Below are 18,331 nucleotides of genomic sequence, written 5' to 3'. Positions count from 1 at the left end.
CCTCTTCCGGCCGCATCCGATTAAATTAGGTGAGGTTTACTTAAGCAAGCATTCGACGGGGTGTGGTGCGCCGCCCTGATCCGCCGCCGCCCCGTCCGCGGTGCCCCTCCGGCCGGGCACCCCCCGCTGACGGGCCGGGCCGGGCAGTCGGGGGTAGGGCGATCGGAGCGACGACCGGTGCCGGCCGGGCGTCCGCTGCGGACGGACAGTGCGACGGTATGTGCCAGCGTGAACACGCGGCAACGCGCCGATGGGCTAACGGCACGATCGTGCGTGCCGGCCCGTGCCGGCCCGTGCCGGCCCGTGCCGGTCGAGGCCGGGCCCGCGGCCGGAACCGTGGCCCGCGGGCGGGTCGGCCGGGACCGAAGTGCGCCATGGTCGGATCGATCGCGCGGCCGACATGGCCAAATGCCCGGAAACAGGCTGATGAACAGCTCGTGCGCCGCCCGTCCCACGGTGGAACGTACACACAGGTTCCACTATGTTGGACGGCATCCTCGGAAATGTCTGCGGTGATCCCGGCACTCTTCTCGGCGAGCTGTCTTCCGAATCTTTCCGAGAGCATCCGAATGGCCCGGTCCAAGGGCCTGTTCCGCGGCGATGTCCTCGCCGCACGGCCTGATGTGGATTTGAACACGGCGTGGTGTCGTCGCTCTCGCCCGGCCCGGCAAAACTGTTTTCGCCGCGGTATTCGGCCGGTGGCGGTAGGGGCCGACTAGGGGTGTCCGGCTCGGTGAAGCCGCTTCTAGCATCGTCCCGAGGCTGCCCCGGGTGGGATATCCGCGTGGGCGGAACGGATATCCGGCCGCGGCCGGATATCCGTCATCGCCGCTGACCGTAGGCCTACCCGCAGAGGTGGATTCTGATGGCGAGTGAGGAGACCCTTCGCGACTACCTCCGGTGGGTGACGGCGGATCTCCACCAGACCCGCCAGCGGCTCACCGGTGTCGAGGCGGCCGCGCGGGAGCCGATCGCGATCGTCGCCATGGGCTGCCGGTACCCGGGGGACGTCCGCAGCCCGGAGGACTTCTGGCGGCTGCTCGCCGAGGGCGGTGACGCGGTCGGTGAGCTTCCCACCGACCGTGGCTGGAACCTCGCCGACGAGCAGACGCCCGCCGGCGGCTTCCTCTACGACGCCGGTGACTTCGACCCGGCGTTCTTCGGTATCAGCCCGCGCGAGGCGCTCGCCATGGACCCGCAGCAGCGCCTGCTGCTCGAGGTGGCCTGGGAGACGTTCGAACGGGCCCGGATCAACCCGGCCGGGCTGCGCGGACGTCCCGTCGGCGTGTTCGTCGGCGGCAGTTATCTCGGGTACACCGAGGACATTCCCGCGTTCCCCGACGAGGTTCTCGGCCACCTGCTGACCGGGACGGCCCCCGCGGTGCTGTCCGGGCGGCTCGCCTACACCTTCGGTTTCGAGGGGCCGGCGGTCACCGTCGACACGGCCTGCTCGTCGTCGCTCGTCGCCCTGCACCTGGCCTGCCGGGCGCTGCGGAACCGGGAGTGCGAGGCGGCGCTCGCCGGTGGCGTGACAGTGATGTCCAGCCCGGGCCTGTTCGCCGAGTTCGGCCGGCAGGGCGGTCTGGCGGCGGACGGCCGCTGCAAGTCGTTCGCCGAGGCGGCGGACGGGACGGGGTGGGGCGAGGGGGCGGGCCTGCTGCTGCTGGAGCGGTTGTCGGACGCGCGGCGGCTGGGGCATCCGGTGCTGGCGGTGGTGCGGGGCAGCGCGGTCAACCAGGACGGGGCGTCGAACGGTCTGACCGCGCCGAACGGCCCGTCCCAGCAGCGCGTCATCCTGCAGGCACTGGCGGACGCCCGGCTGGCGCCCACCGACCTCGACGCGGTGGAGGCCCACGGGACGGGTACCCGGCTGGGTGATCCGATCGAGGCGCAGGCGTTGCTGGCGACCTACGGTCAGGGGCGGTCGGGGGATCGGCCGTTGTGGTTGGGGTCGGTGAAGTCGAACATCGGGCACACGCAGGCGGCTGCGGGTGTGGCTGGTGTGATCAAGATGGTGTTGGCGTTGCGGGCGGGGGTGTTGCCGCGGACGTTGCATGTGGATGCGCCGTCGTCGGGGGTGGACTGGTCGTCCGGCGGGGTGCGGTTGTTGGAGCAGGCGCAGGGGTGGCCGGGTGGGGGTGAGCCGCGGCGGGCGGGGGTGTCGTCGTTCGGGATCAGCGGGACGAACGCGCACATCGTGGTGGAAGAAGCGCCGGTCCTCGACACGTCAGCCGAGCCGGCGGAGGGGCTGGCGCCGGATGCGGCGGAACCACAGCCGGGCGCGGGCCTGCCGGTGGTGCCGGTGGTGCTCAGCGCGCGGACCGGCCGGGCCCTCACGGCCCACGCCGGGCGTCTGCGCGCCTTCACCGCCGCCTCCGTGACGGACGGCTCCGTGACGGACGGCTCCGCGGGGGGCCCGGCCGCTGTCGGGCGGGTCCTCCTGACCCGGCCCGCGCGGGAGCACCGGGCCGTCGTGCTGGCCGACGGGACGTCCGGCCTGGAGCGGGGCCTGGCTGCGCTGGCGGGTGACGAGGTCGCCGCCGGTGTCGTCCGGGGGGAGGCCACACCGGGCCGGCTCGCGGTGGTCTTCACCGGTCAGGGTGCGCAGCGGCTGGGGATGGGGCGGGAGCTGTACCGGCGGTTCCCCGTGTACGCGGCCGCGTACGACGAGGTCTGCGCCCTGCTGGACGCCCAGTTGGACGTCCGGCAGGACGCGCGGCCGGGCACCCCGCTGGACGAGCGGCCGGGTCGCTCGCTGCGCGCGGTCGTCGACGGCGACGACCAGGAGCTGCTGAACCGGACGGAGTTCGCGCAGCCGGCGCTGTTCGCCGTCGAGGTCGCCCTGCTCGCCCTCGTCCGCCATCTCGGTGTCGAACCGGATGTCGTCGCCGGCCACTCGGTCGGTGAGATCACCGCCGCCTACGCGGCCGGGGTGCTGGAGCTGGCGGACGCGGCGGCCCTGGTGGTGGCGCGCGGCCGGCTGATGGGTGGGCTGCCGGCGGGCGGCGGGATGCTGGCCGTCAACGCCGCCGAGGCCGAGGTGACCGGCCTGCTCGCCGCGTTCGACGCCGACACCCCCGGTGGGGCGGTGGACGTCGCCGCGGTGAACGGTCCGACCGCGGTGGTGCTTTCCGGCCCGGCGGAGACACTCGACCGGGTCGCTGACGCGGCCGCGTCGCGGGGCTGGAAGACGAACCGGCTGCGGGTCAGCCACGCCTTCCACTCGGCGCTGATGGAGCCGATGCTGCCCGCGTTCGCGGCGGTGGCCGATGGTCTCACCTTCACCGAACCGCGGGTGCAGGGCGTGTCGACCGTCACCGGACGGGTCGTCGCACCCGGCGAATGGTCGGATCCGGCGTACTGGGCAAGCCAGGTGCGCCGCGCGGTGCGCTTCGCCGACACGGTGACGGAGCTCGCCGCCCGGGGCGTGACCCGCATCCTGGAACTCGGGCCGGACTCGGTGCTGGCCGCGCTCGCCGCCGAGGCCCGTCCGGAGCTCGTCGCGGTGCCCGCGCTGCGGCGCGGACGCGACGAGGCCACGGCGCTGCTCGGCGCACTGGCACAGCTGTTCGTCCACGGCGTCGCCGTCGACTGGTCCGCACTGCTGCCGGACGTCCCCGCCGCGGGTGCGGAGCCGCCCGACCTGCCGGAGGCGTCGGGGCTGCCCGAGCCGTCGGGGCCGCCGGTCCTGCCGAGACCGTCGGTCCTGCCGGACCTGCCGACGTACCCGTTCGAGCGGCAGCGGTACTGGCTGCGGACGGCGATGGCGCCCGCGGCTGCGTCCGCCGCCCCGGACGGCGACGGCGCCCTCGGCCGGGTCGACGACGGTGCCTTCTGGGGCGCGGTCGAGCGCGGGGATCTCAGCGCGGTCGCCCAGGAGCTGCGGCTGGACGCCGAGGTGCAGGAACCGCTCGGTGCGCTGGTGCCCGCCCTGCGCGAGTGGCGCCGTCGCTGGCGGGGCGACGACGCGGCGGCGTCCTGGTGCTACCGCGAGCAGTGGCGGGCCCGGTCCGACGCCGGTCCCGGTCCGGTCCGGCTGGCCGGGACCTGGCTCGTCGTCGTCCCCGAGCCCGTGGACGCGACGGCTGCGGGCGAGACGGCCGTGGGGGAGAAGGGCGCGGCGGAGATCGTCGCGCTGGTCGGCGCGTACGGCGGCGAGACACTGACCGTGCCCGGGAGTGCTGACCGGGACGTTCTCGCCGAGCGGCTGCGCGCGGCGGTCGCCACCCTGGGCGCGCCGCCGGCCGGCGTCGTGTCGCTGCTCGCCGGCGACGACCGCCCGGACCCGGCGCACCCCGTCGTGAGCCGGGCGTTGAGCGGGACGCTCGCGCTGGTCCAGGCGCTCGGCGCCGCGGACGTCACGGCACCGCTGTGGATCATCACCCGGGGTGCGGTGGCCACCGGGCCGGCCGATCCGCCGGTCGACGTCGTCCAGGCGCAGGTGTGGGGGCTCGGGCGGGTCGTCGGCCTGGAGCATCCCGGGCGCTGGGGTGGGCTGGTCGACCTGCCGCCGGCGCTGGACCCGCGGGCCGCGGGCCGGGTCGCGGCGGTACTCGCCACCGCCGGGCCGGCCGACGCGGAGGACCAGCTCGCCGTGCGCCGCACCGGGAGCCGGGTGCGCAGACTGGCCCGAACCGTCGCAGGCCCGGCTTCGGGCATGGGTTCGGGGACGGACGGGTGGCAGCCCCGTGGCACCGTGCTGATCACCGGCGGGACCGGGGCGCTCGGCGCGCATGTCGCCCGTTGGGCGGCGGCGAACGGTGCCGCGCATCTCGTGCTCGTGAGCCGCGGCGGACCCGCCGCCGACGGTGCCGAGGAGCTGGCCGCCGAACTCGCCGACACCGGTGCGCGCGTGAGCGTCGTCGCCTGCGATCTCGCGGACCGCACCGCCGTGGCCGACCTGCTCGCCGGCCTCACCGGGCCCGCCGGCTCCGTCGATCTCGCCGGCTTCGCCGGCTCCGCGGACGAGCCGCTCACCGCCGTCGTGCACGCCGCCGGTGTCGGTGGTGCGACCGCGCTGGCCGACCTCGACGCCGCCACGCTGGCCCACTACCTGGCCGGCAAGACGGCCGGTGCCGAGCACCTCGACGAGCTGCTCGGCGACCACCCGCTGGACGCCTTCCTCCTCTTCTCCTCGATCGCCGCGGCCTGGGGCAGCGGCGGCGGCGGCGCCTACGCGGCCGCGAACGCCGGGCTGGACGCGATCGCCCGGCGACGCCGGGCCGCGGGCCGCGCCGGGACGTCCCTCGCCTGGGGGCCGTGGGACGGCGCCGGCCTCGCCGCCGTCGGCTCGACCGCCGCCGACCTGCGCCGCACCGGCCTGGCCGGGCTCCCACCGGAGCTCGCGCTGCGTGTGCTCGGCCAGGCCGTCACCGGACCCGAGGCGGCCCTCGTCGTCGCGGACGTCCGGGAGGTCCTCGATGAGGGGGCGCGGGCGGCTCGCCGCGCTGCCCGAGGCGGAACGGGACGCCGCCCTGCGTGATCTCGTCCGGGCGCAGGCCGCCGCTGTCCTCGGCCACTCGTCCACCGAGCCCGTCGCCGTGCACCGGCCGTTCCGCGAGCTCGGGTTCGACTCGCTCACCGCGGTGGAACTGCGCAACCGGCTCGTCACCGAGACCGGGCTGCGGCTGCCGCCGGCCCTCGTCTTCGACTATCCGACGGTCGAGGATCTCGCCCGCCACCTCGGCACCGAGTTGTCCGGGGCCGTGGCCGTGCCGGCCCCTTCCCCGGCACACGTACCGGCCGCGGCCCCGGCGCACGACGACCCGATCGTCATCGTCGCGATGGCCTGCCGCTACCCCGGCGGCATCACCTCACCCGAGGACCTGTGGCGCGTCGTCGACGGCGGCGTCGACACGATCGGGCCCTTCCCGACCAACCGCGGCTGGGACGTCGACGCCCTCTACGCCCCGGCCGCGGCGGACGAGCCGCGCGTGTTCGAAGGCGGCTTCCTGCCTGACGCCGACCGCTTCGACCAGGCCCTGTTCGGGATCAGCCCGCGCGAGGCACTGGCCATGGACCCGCAGCACCGCCAGCTCCTCGAAGTCGCCTGGGAGGCGTTCGAACGGGCCGGTCTCGACCCGCTGGGGCAGCGCGGACGTCCCGTCGGCGTCTTCGTCGGCACCACCAACCAGGGCTACCTGCCGCTGCTCGCCGAGAGCACCGAGGATCTCGCCGGCTACGTCGGCATCGGCAGCGCGGGCAGCGTCGCCTCCGGGCGGATCTCCTACACCTTCGGCCTGGAGGGCCCGGCGGTCACCGTCGACACCGCCTGCTCGTCCTCGCTCGTCGCCCTGCACCTCGCCGCCCAGTCGCTGCGCGCCGGCGAGTGCGACCTGGCGCTCGCCGGCGGTGTGACGGTGATGGCCGTTCCCGGCACGTTCGCCGAGTTCAGCCGCCAGCGGGGGCTGTCCGCCGACGGGCGGTGCCGCTCCTTCGCCGCCGCCGCCGACGGCACCGGCTGGGCCGAAGGCGTCGGCGTCATCCTGGTCGAACGGCTCTCCGACGCACGGCGGCACGGCCACCAGGTCCTCGCCGTGGTGCGCGGGACGGCGGTGAACCAGGACGGCGCCAGCAACGGGCTGACCGCCCCGAACGGCCCGGCGCAGCAGCGGGTGATCCGCCAGGCGCTCGCGGGCGCCGGGCTCGCCGCGGCCGACGTCGACGCCGTCGAGGGCCACGGCACCGGCACCGTCCTCGGCGACCCGATCGAGGCGCAGGCGCTGCTCGCCACCTACGGGCAGGGTCGCCCGGCGGACCGTCCGCTGTGGCTCGGCTCGATCAAGTCGAACATCGGGCACACCCAGTCCGCCTCCGGGGTCGCCGGTCTGATCAAAATGGTGCTGGCGATGCGGCACCGCACCCTGCCGCGCACCCTGCACGTCGACGCCCCTTCCCCGGGCGTCGACTGGACGGCCGGCGCGGTGGCGCTGCTCACCGAGGCCCGCGCCTGGGAGAGCACCGGCGCCCCGCGCCGCGCCGGCATCTCCTCCTTCGGCGTCAGCGGCACCAACGCCCACGTCATCGTCGAAGAACCCCCGCTCGCCGAGCCGGCCCCGCCCGCGCTGCCGCCCGTGGAGTCCGGGTCCGGGTCCTGGTCCGGCTTCGGGTCCGGGGAGGTCTCGCGTCCAGCGGTTCCGTACCTGCTGTCGTCGGTCAGCGCGGACGGGCTGCGCGCGCAGGCCGCCCGGCTGCGGGCCTTCCTCGTCGAGCGGCCCGAGCTCGCCAGCCATGTCACCGCGGTCGCGCGGGGCACGGCGGCCCGCGCCCGGCTCGGCCACCGCGCCGTCCTGCTCGCCGCCGACCACGACGAACTGCTGGACCAGCTGACCCGCCTCGCCGGCGAACCCCAGCCCGACGACGGGACCCGGCCGGCAGGCAGCAGCACCGCGGCGAGCGGGACGGTGCTCGGGGAGGTGTCCGAGGGCAGGCTGGGCCTGCTGTTCACCGGGCAGGGCGCGCAGCGGCTCGGCATGGGGCAGGCGCTCCACGCCGCGTTCCCCGCGTTCGCCGCCGCGTTTGACGAGGTCAGTGGTTACCTGGACGAGTACCTCGACACCCCGCTGCGGGACGTCCTCACCGGCGGAGGGGCGGGTGGACGGGCCGGGCTCGACCGCACCGGCAACGCCCAGCCGGCGCTGTTCGCCGTCGAGGTCGCGCTGCTCGCGCTGCTGCGCGAGTGGGGCGTCACCCCGGACGTCGTCGCCGGCCACTCGATCGGTGAGATCACCGCCGCCCACGCCGCCGGGGTGCTCTCCCTCGCCGACGCCGCCACCCTGGTCGCCGCCCGCGGCCGGCTCATGCAGGCACTGCCCGACGGCGGTGGCATGCTCGCCGTCGGTGCCACCGAGGCGGACGTCCGCGCGGCACTGGAGCAGCACGAGCAGTCCCGGCAGTCCCGGCAGGACGGCCTGGGGGTCGACGTGGCGGCGGTCAACGGCCCCGCCGCGGTGGTGCTCGCCGGCCCGTCCGAGAGTCTGGACGAGGTTGCGCGGCTGGCCGCCGACCGCGGTTGGCAGACCACCCGGCTGCGGGTCAGCCACGCCTTCCACTCGGCGCTGATGGAGCCGATGCTCGCCGAGTTCGGCGCCGTCATGCGCGGGCTGACCTTCCGCGAACCGCGCCTCGGTGCGGTGTCCACCGTCACCGGCGCGGCCGTCCAGCCCGGGCAGTGGACCGATCCCGATTACTGGACCGCCCAGGTCCGCCAGCCCGTGCGGTTCGCCGACGCCGTCGCCGCGATGACCGCGGCAGGCGTCACCCGCTTCCTCGAGGTCGGGCCGGACGCCGCCCTCACCGCCATGGTGCGTGACTGCGCCCCCGACGCGACCGCCGTCGCCGCGCTGCGCCGCGACCACGACGAGCCGTCCACCCTGCTCACCGCCCTCGCAACGGTGTACGTGCGCGGCACCGGCGTCGACTGGGCCGCCGTCATCACCGACATCGACACCGCCGCCGACACCGCCGCCGACACCGACACCGCCGCCGACACCGACACCGCCGCCGACACCGACACCGACACCGCCGAGACCGACACCGCCGCCGGCGTCCACGCCGACGCGGTGAGGGCGGGCGGCGCGGAGATGCTGCCGACCTATGCGTTCGGCGGGCAGCGGTTCTGGCCGCCGGCGCCCGGCGCCCACGGGAGCGGCGACCCGGCCGGTCTCGGCCAGCTGGCCACCGGACATCCGCTGCTCGGCGCCGCCGTGCGCCTCGCCGCCGGCGAGGGCACCGTGCTCACCGGACGGATCTCCACCCGCACCCACCCGTGGCTCGCCGACCACGTGGTGCTCGGCGAGATCCTGCTCCCCGGCACGGCCCTGCTCGACCTGGCCCTGACCGCGGGCGACCTGGCCGGCACCCCCGTCCTGGACGAGCTGGTCCTGCGGCAGCCGATGGCCCTGGCACCCGGCGAGGAGCTCTGGGTGCAGGTCGCCGTCGGCGACGCGGACGGCGACGGCCTGCGCGCCGTTCACATCCACTCCCGCCCGGCCGACGCCGGCCAGGACGACGACTGGACGGTGCACGCCACCGGCAGCCTGCGGCCCGACGCCCCGGACGGAACCGACGCCGCCGACGACACCGTGGACCTCGCGACCTGGCCGCCGGCCGGCGGTGAAAGCCTGCCCGTCGACGGCGCGTACGGTGTCCTCGCCGCCGCAGGGTTCGGCTACGGCCCGCTCTTCCAGGGCCTGGCCGCAGCCTGGCGGCACGGGACGGACCTCTACGTCGAGGCACGCCTGCCCGCCGACGCGGACACCGACGGCTTCGGGCTTCACCCCGCCCTGCTGGACTCCGCGCTGCACGCACTCCTCGTCGGCGGCAGCTCCGCTGACGGCGCCGACGACGGAGACGGAGACGGAGACAGGACCGGCGACGGCTCCGCCGGTGAGCCGGCCGGATCTCCCAGAGTGCCGTTCGCCTTCTCCGGAGTGCGCCTGCACGCCGCGGGGGCGTCGGCGCTGCGGGCCCGGATCCGCCTCGGTGGCCCGGGCTCGGACGGCTCATCCGGCCCGGGTGCCGGTGACGGCGGGCGGGTGCGCGTGGACCTCGCCGACGACGCCGGCCGGCCGGTCGCGACGATCGACGGGCTCGCGTTCCGCGCCGCCGGGGACACCGCGGGCGCGGCCGTCCGCGCGGCGGCCGCGCGCTCGCTGTACGAGCTGGCGTGGCCGGAGCATCACCTTCCCATCCGTGCGGGTGCGGGTGCGGACCCGGAGGCGGGTGCTGGTTCGGTGGCGGCGGTGGGCGAGTGGCTGACGGTGCCCGTCGACGCCGGTCTGCCGGAGCCCGTGCCCGGCATGGCGACGGTCGTACTGGACTGCCGCGATCCCGACGACCGCGACGACCGCGACGACTCCGAGGACGCCGACGGCCCGCGGGCCGCGGTGGTGCTGCAGCGCGCGGTGGGCGTCCTGGACGCGGTACGCGCGTGGCTGGTGGACGGGCGGTGGGGTGACGCTCGGCTGGTGGTGCTGACCTCCGGGGCGGTGGCCGCGCGGGACGGCGAGCGGGTGTGGGGTGTCGAGAGCGCCGCGGTGTGGGGTCTGGTGCGGGCGGCGCAGTCCGAGAACCCGGACCGGTTCTTCCTGGTGGACGTGGAGGCCGGCCTGGACGACTCCCGCGCCCGGGACATCGTGGCGTCCGTGGTGGCCGCCGGTGTCGCCCAGGCGGCGGTACGGGGCGACGTGGTGCGGGTGCCCCGGCTGGTCCGTCCGGCGCTCCCGCCGGCCGAGGCCGGAACGCCGGCGGAACCCGATGCGGCGTCGGAACCCGATGCGGCGTCGGAACTCGGGGCGGCCTCAGAACCCGCGGCGGCCACGGGGTCGGCGTCCGCGTTCGGGGCGGGCACAGTGCTGGTGACGGGGGCGACGGGCACGCTGGGCGGCGTCGTCGCCCGGCATCTGGTGGACGCGCACGGGGTGGCTGATCTGCTGCTGGTGTCGCGGCGCGGAACGAGCGCACCCGGCGCGGCGGAACTCGTGGCGGAGCTGGAGAACGCGGGCGCGCGGGTCCGGCTGGTCGCCTGCGACGTGGCGGACCGGGACGCGCTGGCGACAGCGGTGGCGGGCGTCGACGTGACGGGTGTGGTGCACGTGGCGGGAGTGGTCGACGACGGGGTCGTCTCGTCGTTGACGGCGGCCCGGCTGACGGGGGTGTTCGCGCCGAAGGTCGACGCGGTGGTGAACCTGCACGCGGCGACGGCGGGGCGGGAGCTGGCGGCGTTCGTGGTGTTCTCGTCGGCGTCGGGGGTGTTCGGGAACGCGGGTCAGGGGAACTACGCGGCGGCGAACACCTTCGTGGACGCGTTCGTGGGCTGGCGGCGGGCCCAGGGTCTGGTCGGGACGTCCCTGGCGTGGGGACTGTGGGACACCGAGAGCGGGATGGCGGGTGGTCTCGGCGAGGCCGACCGTGCCCGGCTGCGGCGTTCCGGCGTGGGGGCACTCGGCGTCCAGGAGGGCCTGGAGCTGTTCGACCTCGCGGTCGCGGGCCGGGCCGCCCTCGCGGTGCCGATCCGGCTCGACCTCGCGATCCTGCGTACCGCGGACGAGCTGCCGCCGCTGCTGCACGTCCTGCTTCCGCCGGTACGCCGCCGTACCGCGGCTCCGGTCGCGGTCTCCTCGCTGGCGGAACGGCTCCGCGGCCTGGACGGCCCCGAGCGGCGGCGGGAGGCACTGCAGGTCGTGCGCGGCCATGCGGCCGCCGTTCTCGGCTACGCCGCCCCCGAGGACGTGCCGACCGCCCGTGCGTTCCGTGAGCTCGGCTTCGACTCGCTGACCGCCGTCGAGCTGCGCAACCAGCTGGGTGTCACGACCGGCCTGCGGCTGCCGGCCACACTGATCTTCGACTATCCGAATGCCGGTGCGCTCGCCGACTTCCTCGCGGCCCAGCTGGGCGGTGGGCCTGACGAGGCGGCCCCCGGGCGGCCGGTGGCGACAGCGGTCGCGGCGGACGAGCCGGTGGCGATCGTGGGGATGGCCTGCCGGTACCCGGGTGGGGTGGTGTCGCCGGAAGGCCTGTGGGATCTGGTGGCGGACGGCCGGGACGGAATCGGCCTGTTCCCCGCGGACCGCGGGTGGGACCTGGAGGGCCTTTACCACCCCGACCCCGACAATCCCGGAACGTCCTACACCCGCGCGGGTGGATTCCTGTATGACGCGGCGGATTTCGATGCGGGGTTGTTCGGGATATCGCCGCGTGAGGCGTTGGCGATGGATCCGCAGCAGCGTTTGTTGTTGGAGTCGTCGTGGGAGGTGTTCGAGCGGGCAGGTGTGGATCCGGTGGGGCTGCGCGGCAGCCGGACCGGGGTTTTCGTGGGCCTGATGTACCACGACTACCTGGCCCGGAATCTGGTGGTGCCGGACGAGGTCGAGGGGTATCTGGGGACGGGTAACTCGGGGAGTGTGGCGTCGGGTCGGGTGTCGTATGCGTTCGGTCTGGAGGGGCCGGCGGTGACGGTGGACACGGCGTGTTCGTCGTCGTTGGTGGCGTTGCATCTGGCGGCACAGGCGCTGCGGGCGGGTGAGTGTGATCTGGCGTTGGCCGGTGGGGTGACGGTGATGGCGACGCCGGGGACGTTCACCGGGTTCTCCCGCCAGCGGGGGCTGGCGGAGGACGGGCGGTGCAAGTCGTTCGCGGACGCGGCGGACGGGGTGGGCTGGGGTGAGGGCGTCGGGATGCTGCTGGTGGAGCGGCTGTCCGATGCCCGGAGGAACGGCCACCGGGTGCTGGCACTGGTGCGGGGTTCGGCGGTCAACCAGGACGGGGCGAGCAACGGTCTGACGGCGCCGAACGGCCCGTCGCAGCAGCGGGTGATCCGCCAGGCGCTGGCCAGCGCGGGGCTGACCACCGCGGATGTCGACGTGGTCGAGGGTCACGGTACGGGTACGACGCTGGGTGACCCGATCGAGGCGCAGGCGCTGCTGGCGACCTACGGCCAGGGTCGGTCGGCCGACCGGCCGCTGTGGCTGGGGTCGGTGAAGTCCAACATCGGTCATGCGCAGGCTGCTGCGGGTGCGGCCGGTGTGATCAAGATGGTGCTGGCGATGCGCGAGGGGGTCATGCCCCGGACGCTGCACGTGGACGCCCCGTCCTCGCAGGTCGACTGGGAGGCCGGCGCGGTGTCGCTGCTGGTGGAGCCGCGACCCTGGGAGGTGGACGGGCGTCCGCGGCGGGCGGCGGTGTCGTCGTTCGGAATCAGCGGCACCAACGCCCACGTCATCATCGAGCAGGGCGACCCGGACCCTGCCGCCGCCGAGGACCGGCCGGCGCCGGCGGCCCGGCGCTTCGCGGTGCCACTCGTGCTCTCCGCCCGCGGCGAGGCGGCCCTCGACGCGCAGGCCGGCCGGCTCCACGACTTCCTGACCTCCGCTCCCGGCACCGATCTCGCGGACGCCGCCCTCGCCCTCACCCGCCGGGCCGCCCTCGACCACCGCGCCGTCGTCCTGGCCGACGACACCACCGACACCACCGACGAGACGGACGAGACCGACGCGGCGGACGTCCTGGCGACGCTCGCCCGCGGCGGGGTCAGCGCCCAGCTCGTCCGCGGGGTCGCCGCGGAGGGCCGGCTCGGCCTGGTCTTCACCGGGCAGGGCGCGCAGCGCCTCGGTATGGGCCGCGGCCTGTACGACGCGTTCCCGGCGTTCGCCGCCGCGTTCGACGAGGTGTGCGACCTGCTCGACCCGCACCTGGACGTCCCCGTGCGCGACGTGGTGTTCGGCACCGACCCGGATCCGCTGGCGCGGACCGGTCACGCCCAGCCGGCGCTGTTCGCCCTCGAGGTTGCCCTGCTCGCTCTGGTCCGCAGCTGGGGGGTGGAGCCGGAGATCGTCACCGGCCACTCGATCGGCGAGGTCACCGCCGCCTACGCCGCCGGGGTGTTCGACCTCGCCGATGCCGCCCGGCTCGTCGCCGCCCGCGGCCGGCTGATGCAGGCGCTGCCTCCCGGCGGCGGCATGCTCGCTGTCGGCGCCGCGGAATCGCAGGTCAGCGCCCTGCTCGCCGAGACGGGCCTGGCGGCCGAGATCGCGGCGGTGAACGCTCCGACGTCCGTCGTGCTGGCCGGGCCGGGCGACGGGCCGCACGGCCTGGATGGCCTCGCCGCCGCGGCCGCCGCCCGCGGCTGGCAGGTCAGCCGGCTGCGGGTCAGCCACGCGTTCCACTCGGTGCTGATGGAGCCGATGCTCGCCGGGTTCGCCGACGTCGTCCACGGGCTGACCCTGCGCGCGCCGCGGCTGCCCGGGATCTCCACCGTCACCGGGACCGCCGCCGGCACCGCGCAGTGGGCGGACCCGGACTACTGGGTGGACCAGGTTCGCCGCCCCGTCCGGTTCGCCGCCGCGGTGCGGGCGATGGCCGCCGCGGGTGTCACCCGAATCCTCGAACTGGGCCCCGACGGGGTGCTCAGCGCGATGGTGCGCGACGGCCTGCCCGAGCTCGTCGCCGTTCCGGCGCTGCGGCGCGACCGCGACGAGCCCGCGGCCCTGGTCGCCGCGCTCGCCGAACTGTTCGTGCACGGCGAGTCCGTCGACTGGGCGGCCGCCCTCGACGGCACCGGCGCCCGCGCCGTGGACCTGCCGACCTACGCCTTCCAGCACCAGCGGCTCTGGCTCGACTCGGCCGCCGCCGGGCCCGGTGACCTGGTCGCCGCCGGCCTCGACGCCGCGCACCACCCGCTGCTCGCCGCCGCCGTGACCCTGCCCGACAGCGAGGCGTTGCTGCTCACCGGCCGCCTCGCCCGGGACACCCCCGCCTGGCTGGGCGAGCATGTCGTCTACGGGGCGGCCGTCGTCCCCGCCACCGTGTTCCTCGACGTGGTCCTCGCCGCCGGGGAGCTCGTCGGCGCCCCCGTCCTCGACGAGCTGGTGCTCCAGGCCCCGTTGACCCTGCCGGAACGCGGCGGCGTGCGGATCCGCGTCTCCGCCGCCGCCCCCGGCGACGACGGGCGCCGCACCGTCACCGTCCACGCCCGCCCCGAGGCCGCCACCGACGACGACCCGGTCGGCTGGGACACCGTCGCCACCGGCCTGCTCGGCGCCACCCCGGCAGACCTCCCCGGGCCGCTCACGGATGTCCCCGGGCCGCTCACTGATGTCACGGAGCCGCCCGCGGGCGCCGCCCAGGTGCTCCTCACCGGCCGTTACACCCGCCTCGCCGAAGCCGGGATCGACTACGGTCCCACCTTCCAGGGCCTCGCCGCCGCCTGGCGGGACGGCAACGACGTCCATGCGGACCTTCGCCTGCCCGACGCCGCGCACGACGAGGCCGCCGCTTTCGGTGTGCACCCGGCGCTGCTCGACGCCGCCCTGCACGCCGTCGGCGCCGCCGGCCTGTTCGACGAGCGTGTCGGCGAGGCCCGGCTGCCGTTCGCGTTCTCCGGGGTGCGACGGCACGCGGTCGGCGCCTCCGCGCTGCGGATCCAGGGCACCCGCACCGGTGAGGACACGGTGCGCCTCGCCGCGTGGGACGCCGCGGGCGACCCGGTGATCACCGTCGAGCGGCTGATCTTCCGCCTCCTCGCCCCGGCCCAGCTCGCCGAGCCCGGCGATGCCACCACCCCCGTCTTCGCCCTCGACTGGATCCCGCAGCCGGCCGTCGTTCCCGCCGCTCTGACCGACACGTCCACCGGATGGCTGACGGTGCGCCCGGGGCAGGGTCTGCCGGAGCCGGTCGAGGGCCTGTCGGCGCTGCTGCTCGACTGCACGGCATCCGTCGCCGCGAGCGGCGCCGTGCCGGACGCGGCGGTGGTGTGGGAACGGACAGCGTGGGTCCTGGACGTGGTGCGGGCGTGGCTGGCGGACGGGCGATGGGGCGACACCCGGCTGGTCGTGGCGACGTCCGGCGCGGTGGCGGTGGACCCGGCCGAGCCGGTGTGGGGAGTCGAGAGCGCGGCCGTGTGGGGTCTGGTGCGGGCGGCGCAGGCGGAGAACCCGGACCGGTTCCACCTGGTCGACGTCGACACCGACGTCCACGCCGGCCTGGGCGAGGCCGGCGTGCGGCGGTGGGCCGAGACGGTCCTGGCCGAAGGGCTGGCGCAGGCGGCGGTGCGAGGCGGTGTGGTGCGGGTGCCCCGACTCGTCCGCGCCTCGCTCCCGGCCACCGACCCGGCGGCGCTCGGCACGGGCACGGTGGTGGTGACGGGGGCGACGGGCACGCTGGGCCGGCTGGTCGCGCGGCAGCTGGTGGACGTCCACGGGGCGTCCGACCTGCTGCTGATCTCCCGGCGGGGAGCGCACGGCGGGGGCGCCGACGCCCTGGTGGACGAGCTGACCGCGACCGGGGCACGGGTCCGGCTGGTCGCGTGCGACGTGGCGGACCGGGATGCCGTGGTGGGGCTGCTGGCGGACGAGCCGGTCTCGGCGGTCGTGCACGTCGCGGGGATCGTCGACGACGGCGTGGTGTCGTCGCTGACGGCGGCCCGGCTGACGACGGTGCTCGCGCCGAAGGTCGACGCGGTGGTGAACCTGCACGCGGCGACGGTCGGGCGGGAGCTGGCGGCGTTCGTGGTGTTCTCGTCGGCGTCGGGGGTGTTCGGGAACGCGGGTCAGGGGAACTACGCGGCGGCGAACACCTTCCTGGACGCGTTCGTGGGCTGGCGGCGGGCCCAGGGTCTGGTCGGGACGTCCCTGGCGTGGGGACTGTGGGACACCGAGGGCGGGATGGCGGCCGGTCTCGGCGACGCCGACCGGGCCCGGATACACCGCTCGGGTTTCGGCGCCCTCACCGCCGAGGAGGGGCTGCGGACCCTGTCGGCGGCCCTCGCCGGTGACCACGGGCTGCTCGTCCCCATCGCCTTGGACCTGCCCGTCATGCGTGCCGGCGCCGCCGCCGGCGAACCGGTCCCGGCGCTGCTGCAGAACCTGGTCCGCGCGCCCCGCCGAGCCAGCGCCGGCCCCGGGGCGGGGCCGGCGGGTGGCGGTGGCCGCCGCCCGGCCTCGCTGGTCCGTCAGCTCGCGCCGCTGGCGGTGCCCGAACGGCAGCGGGTGCTCCTCGAACTGGTGCGGGAACGCACCGCGCGGATTCTCGGCCACCCGTCGCCCGCCCTGGTCGAGCCGGCCCGGGGCTTCCTCGAGCTGGGCTTCGACTCACTGACCGCCGTCGAGCTGCGCAACCAGCTGGGCGGTGAGACCGGCCTGCGGCTGCCGGCGACACTGCTGTTCGACCATCCGTCGCCGCTGGCGCTCACCCGGCACCTGCTCGCCGAACTCGACCTGCCGGAACCGGACTCGGCCGGGTCGCCGGCACCCGGGGCAGCCGCATCCGGCGGCCCGGCGTCGGCGCACACCCTGGACGCGCTCTACGCGCTGATCGACGGCCTCGCCGCCAGCCTGCAGGCCGCCGCCGTGACCGACCGCGACCGGCAGTCGATCAGCGACCGGCTCCGGACCCTCGCCGCCAGCTGGAACGGTGCTGCCGGTGCCGGTGCCGGTGCCGGTGCCGGGGGCGGCGGCGGTTCGAACGGCGGCGGTCCAGGCGTCGCGGTCGGGGGCGGCGGCGACACCCTCACCGCGGCGGGGGCCGACCCGCGGTCCACGGCCCTGGAGTCCGCGACGGCGGACGAGCTCTTCGACCTCCTCGACAGCGAACTCGGGCTGCAGTGACGACCGGCGGTCTCCCCGGCGCCAGGTCCCCTCGAACGGTCAGGTCCCCTCGCACAGTGGCGACTCTCCTGAAAGCGGCGGCGCGATGAACGAGGAAAAGTACCTCGACTACCTCCGGCGGGCCACCGCCGACCTGCGCCTGGCCCGCCGGCGCGTTCAGGAGCTCGAGGAACGGGACCACGAGCCGATCGCCATCGTCGCGATGAGCTGCCGTTACCCGGGCGGCGTCGACAGCCCCGAGGCGCTCTGGCAGCTGGTGGCGGAAGGCCGTGACGCCATCGCCGGCTTCCCGGACGACCGCGGCTGGGCCGTCGACGGCCTCTACGACCACGACAGCGGCGAGCTCGACGGCCAGGCCCACCTCGCCGGCGGGTTCCTCTACGACGCGTCCGGCTTCGACCCGCACCTGTTCGGCATCAGCCCGCGTGAGGCGCTCGCCATGGACCCGCAGCAGCGTCTGCTGCTGGAGACCGCGTGGGAGGCGTTCGAACGCGCCGGCCTCGACCCGCTGGGGCTGCGGGAAAGCCGCACCGGGGTCTTCACCGGCGTGATGTACCACGACTACGGCTCCCGGCCGCTGGACCTGCCCGACGGCGTCGCCCCCTACCTCGGCAACGGCAACGCGGGCAGTGTGGCGTCCGGCCGGATCGCCTACACCTTCGGCCTGGAGGGGCCGGCGGTCACCATCGACACCGCCTGCTCCTCGTCACTGGTCGCCATGCACCTCGCCGGGCAGGCCCTGCGCCAGGGTGAATGCGACCTGGCGCTGGCCGGCGGCGTGACGGTGATGGCGACCCCCACCACCTTCGTCGAGTTCAGCCGGCAGGGTGGTCTGGCGGCGGATGGCCGCTGCAAGTCGTTCGCGGAGGCGGCGGACGGGACGGGGTGGGGTGAGGGCGTCGGTCTGCTGCTGTTGGAGCGGTTGTCGGACGCGCGGCGGCTGGGGCATCCGGTGCTGGCGGTGGTGCGGGGCAGCGCGGTCAACTCCGACGGTGCCAGCAGCGGCCTGACGGCACCGAACGGCCCGTCGCAGCAGCGCGTCATCCGCCAGGCCCTCGCCGCGGCCCGCCTGCTCCCGTCCCAGGTCGACGTCGTCGAGGGGCACGGGACGGGTACCCGGCTGGGTGATCCGATCGAGGCGCAGGCGTTGCTGGCGACCTACGGTCAGGGGCGGTCGGGGGATCGGCCGTTGTGGTTGGGGTCGGTGAAGTCGAACATCGGGCACACGC

General features: G+C 75.7%; 2 protein-coding genes and 1 pseudogene. All 3 read left to right on the top strand.

The genetic code is table 11. The features are described 5' to 3' along the window. Window positions 1-865 precede the first annotated feature (865 nt). Window positions 866-5,482 carry a type I polyketide synthase gene (locus AB1460_RS26465; protein WP_368964823.1) on the top strand — a complete coding sequence of 1,539 codons (4,617 nt, stop codon included), beginning with the start codon at window positions 866-868 and terminating at the stop codon, window positions 5,480-5,482. Then, window positions 5,436-17,102 (top strand): annotated as a pseudogene (locus AB1460_RS26460) (SDR family NAD(P)-dependent oxidoreductase); the annotation flags it as partial. The gene AB1460_RS26465 and the pseudogene AB1460_RS26460, both read left to right, overlap by 47 nt. An 85-nt stretch (window positions 17,103-17,187) precedes the next feature. Continuing rightward, window positions 17,188-18,331 (top strand): beta-ketoacyl synthase N-terminal-like domain-containing protein (locus tag AB1460_RS26455; protein WP_368964821.1); only part of this gene is annotated, 1,144 nt, incomplete at its 3' end.

The organism is Parafrankia sp. FMc2 (assembly GCF_041008525.1).
In the GTDB taxonomy this organism is placed as follows: Bacteria; Actinomycetota; Actinomycetes; order Frankiales; family Frankiaceae; genus Parafrankia.
Note: the sequence above shows the minus strand (reverse complement) of the source record. Positions and strands in the feature narration are given on the sequence as shown.

What these genes read in the sequence shown, in the direction of transcription:
- AB1460_RS26465 (WP_368964823.1), top strand. Translation starts at nt 866, where the DNA reads ATGGCGAGTGAGGAGACCCTTCGCGACTACCTCCGGTGGGTGACGGCG.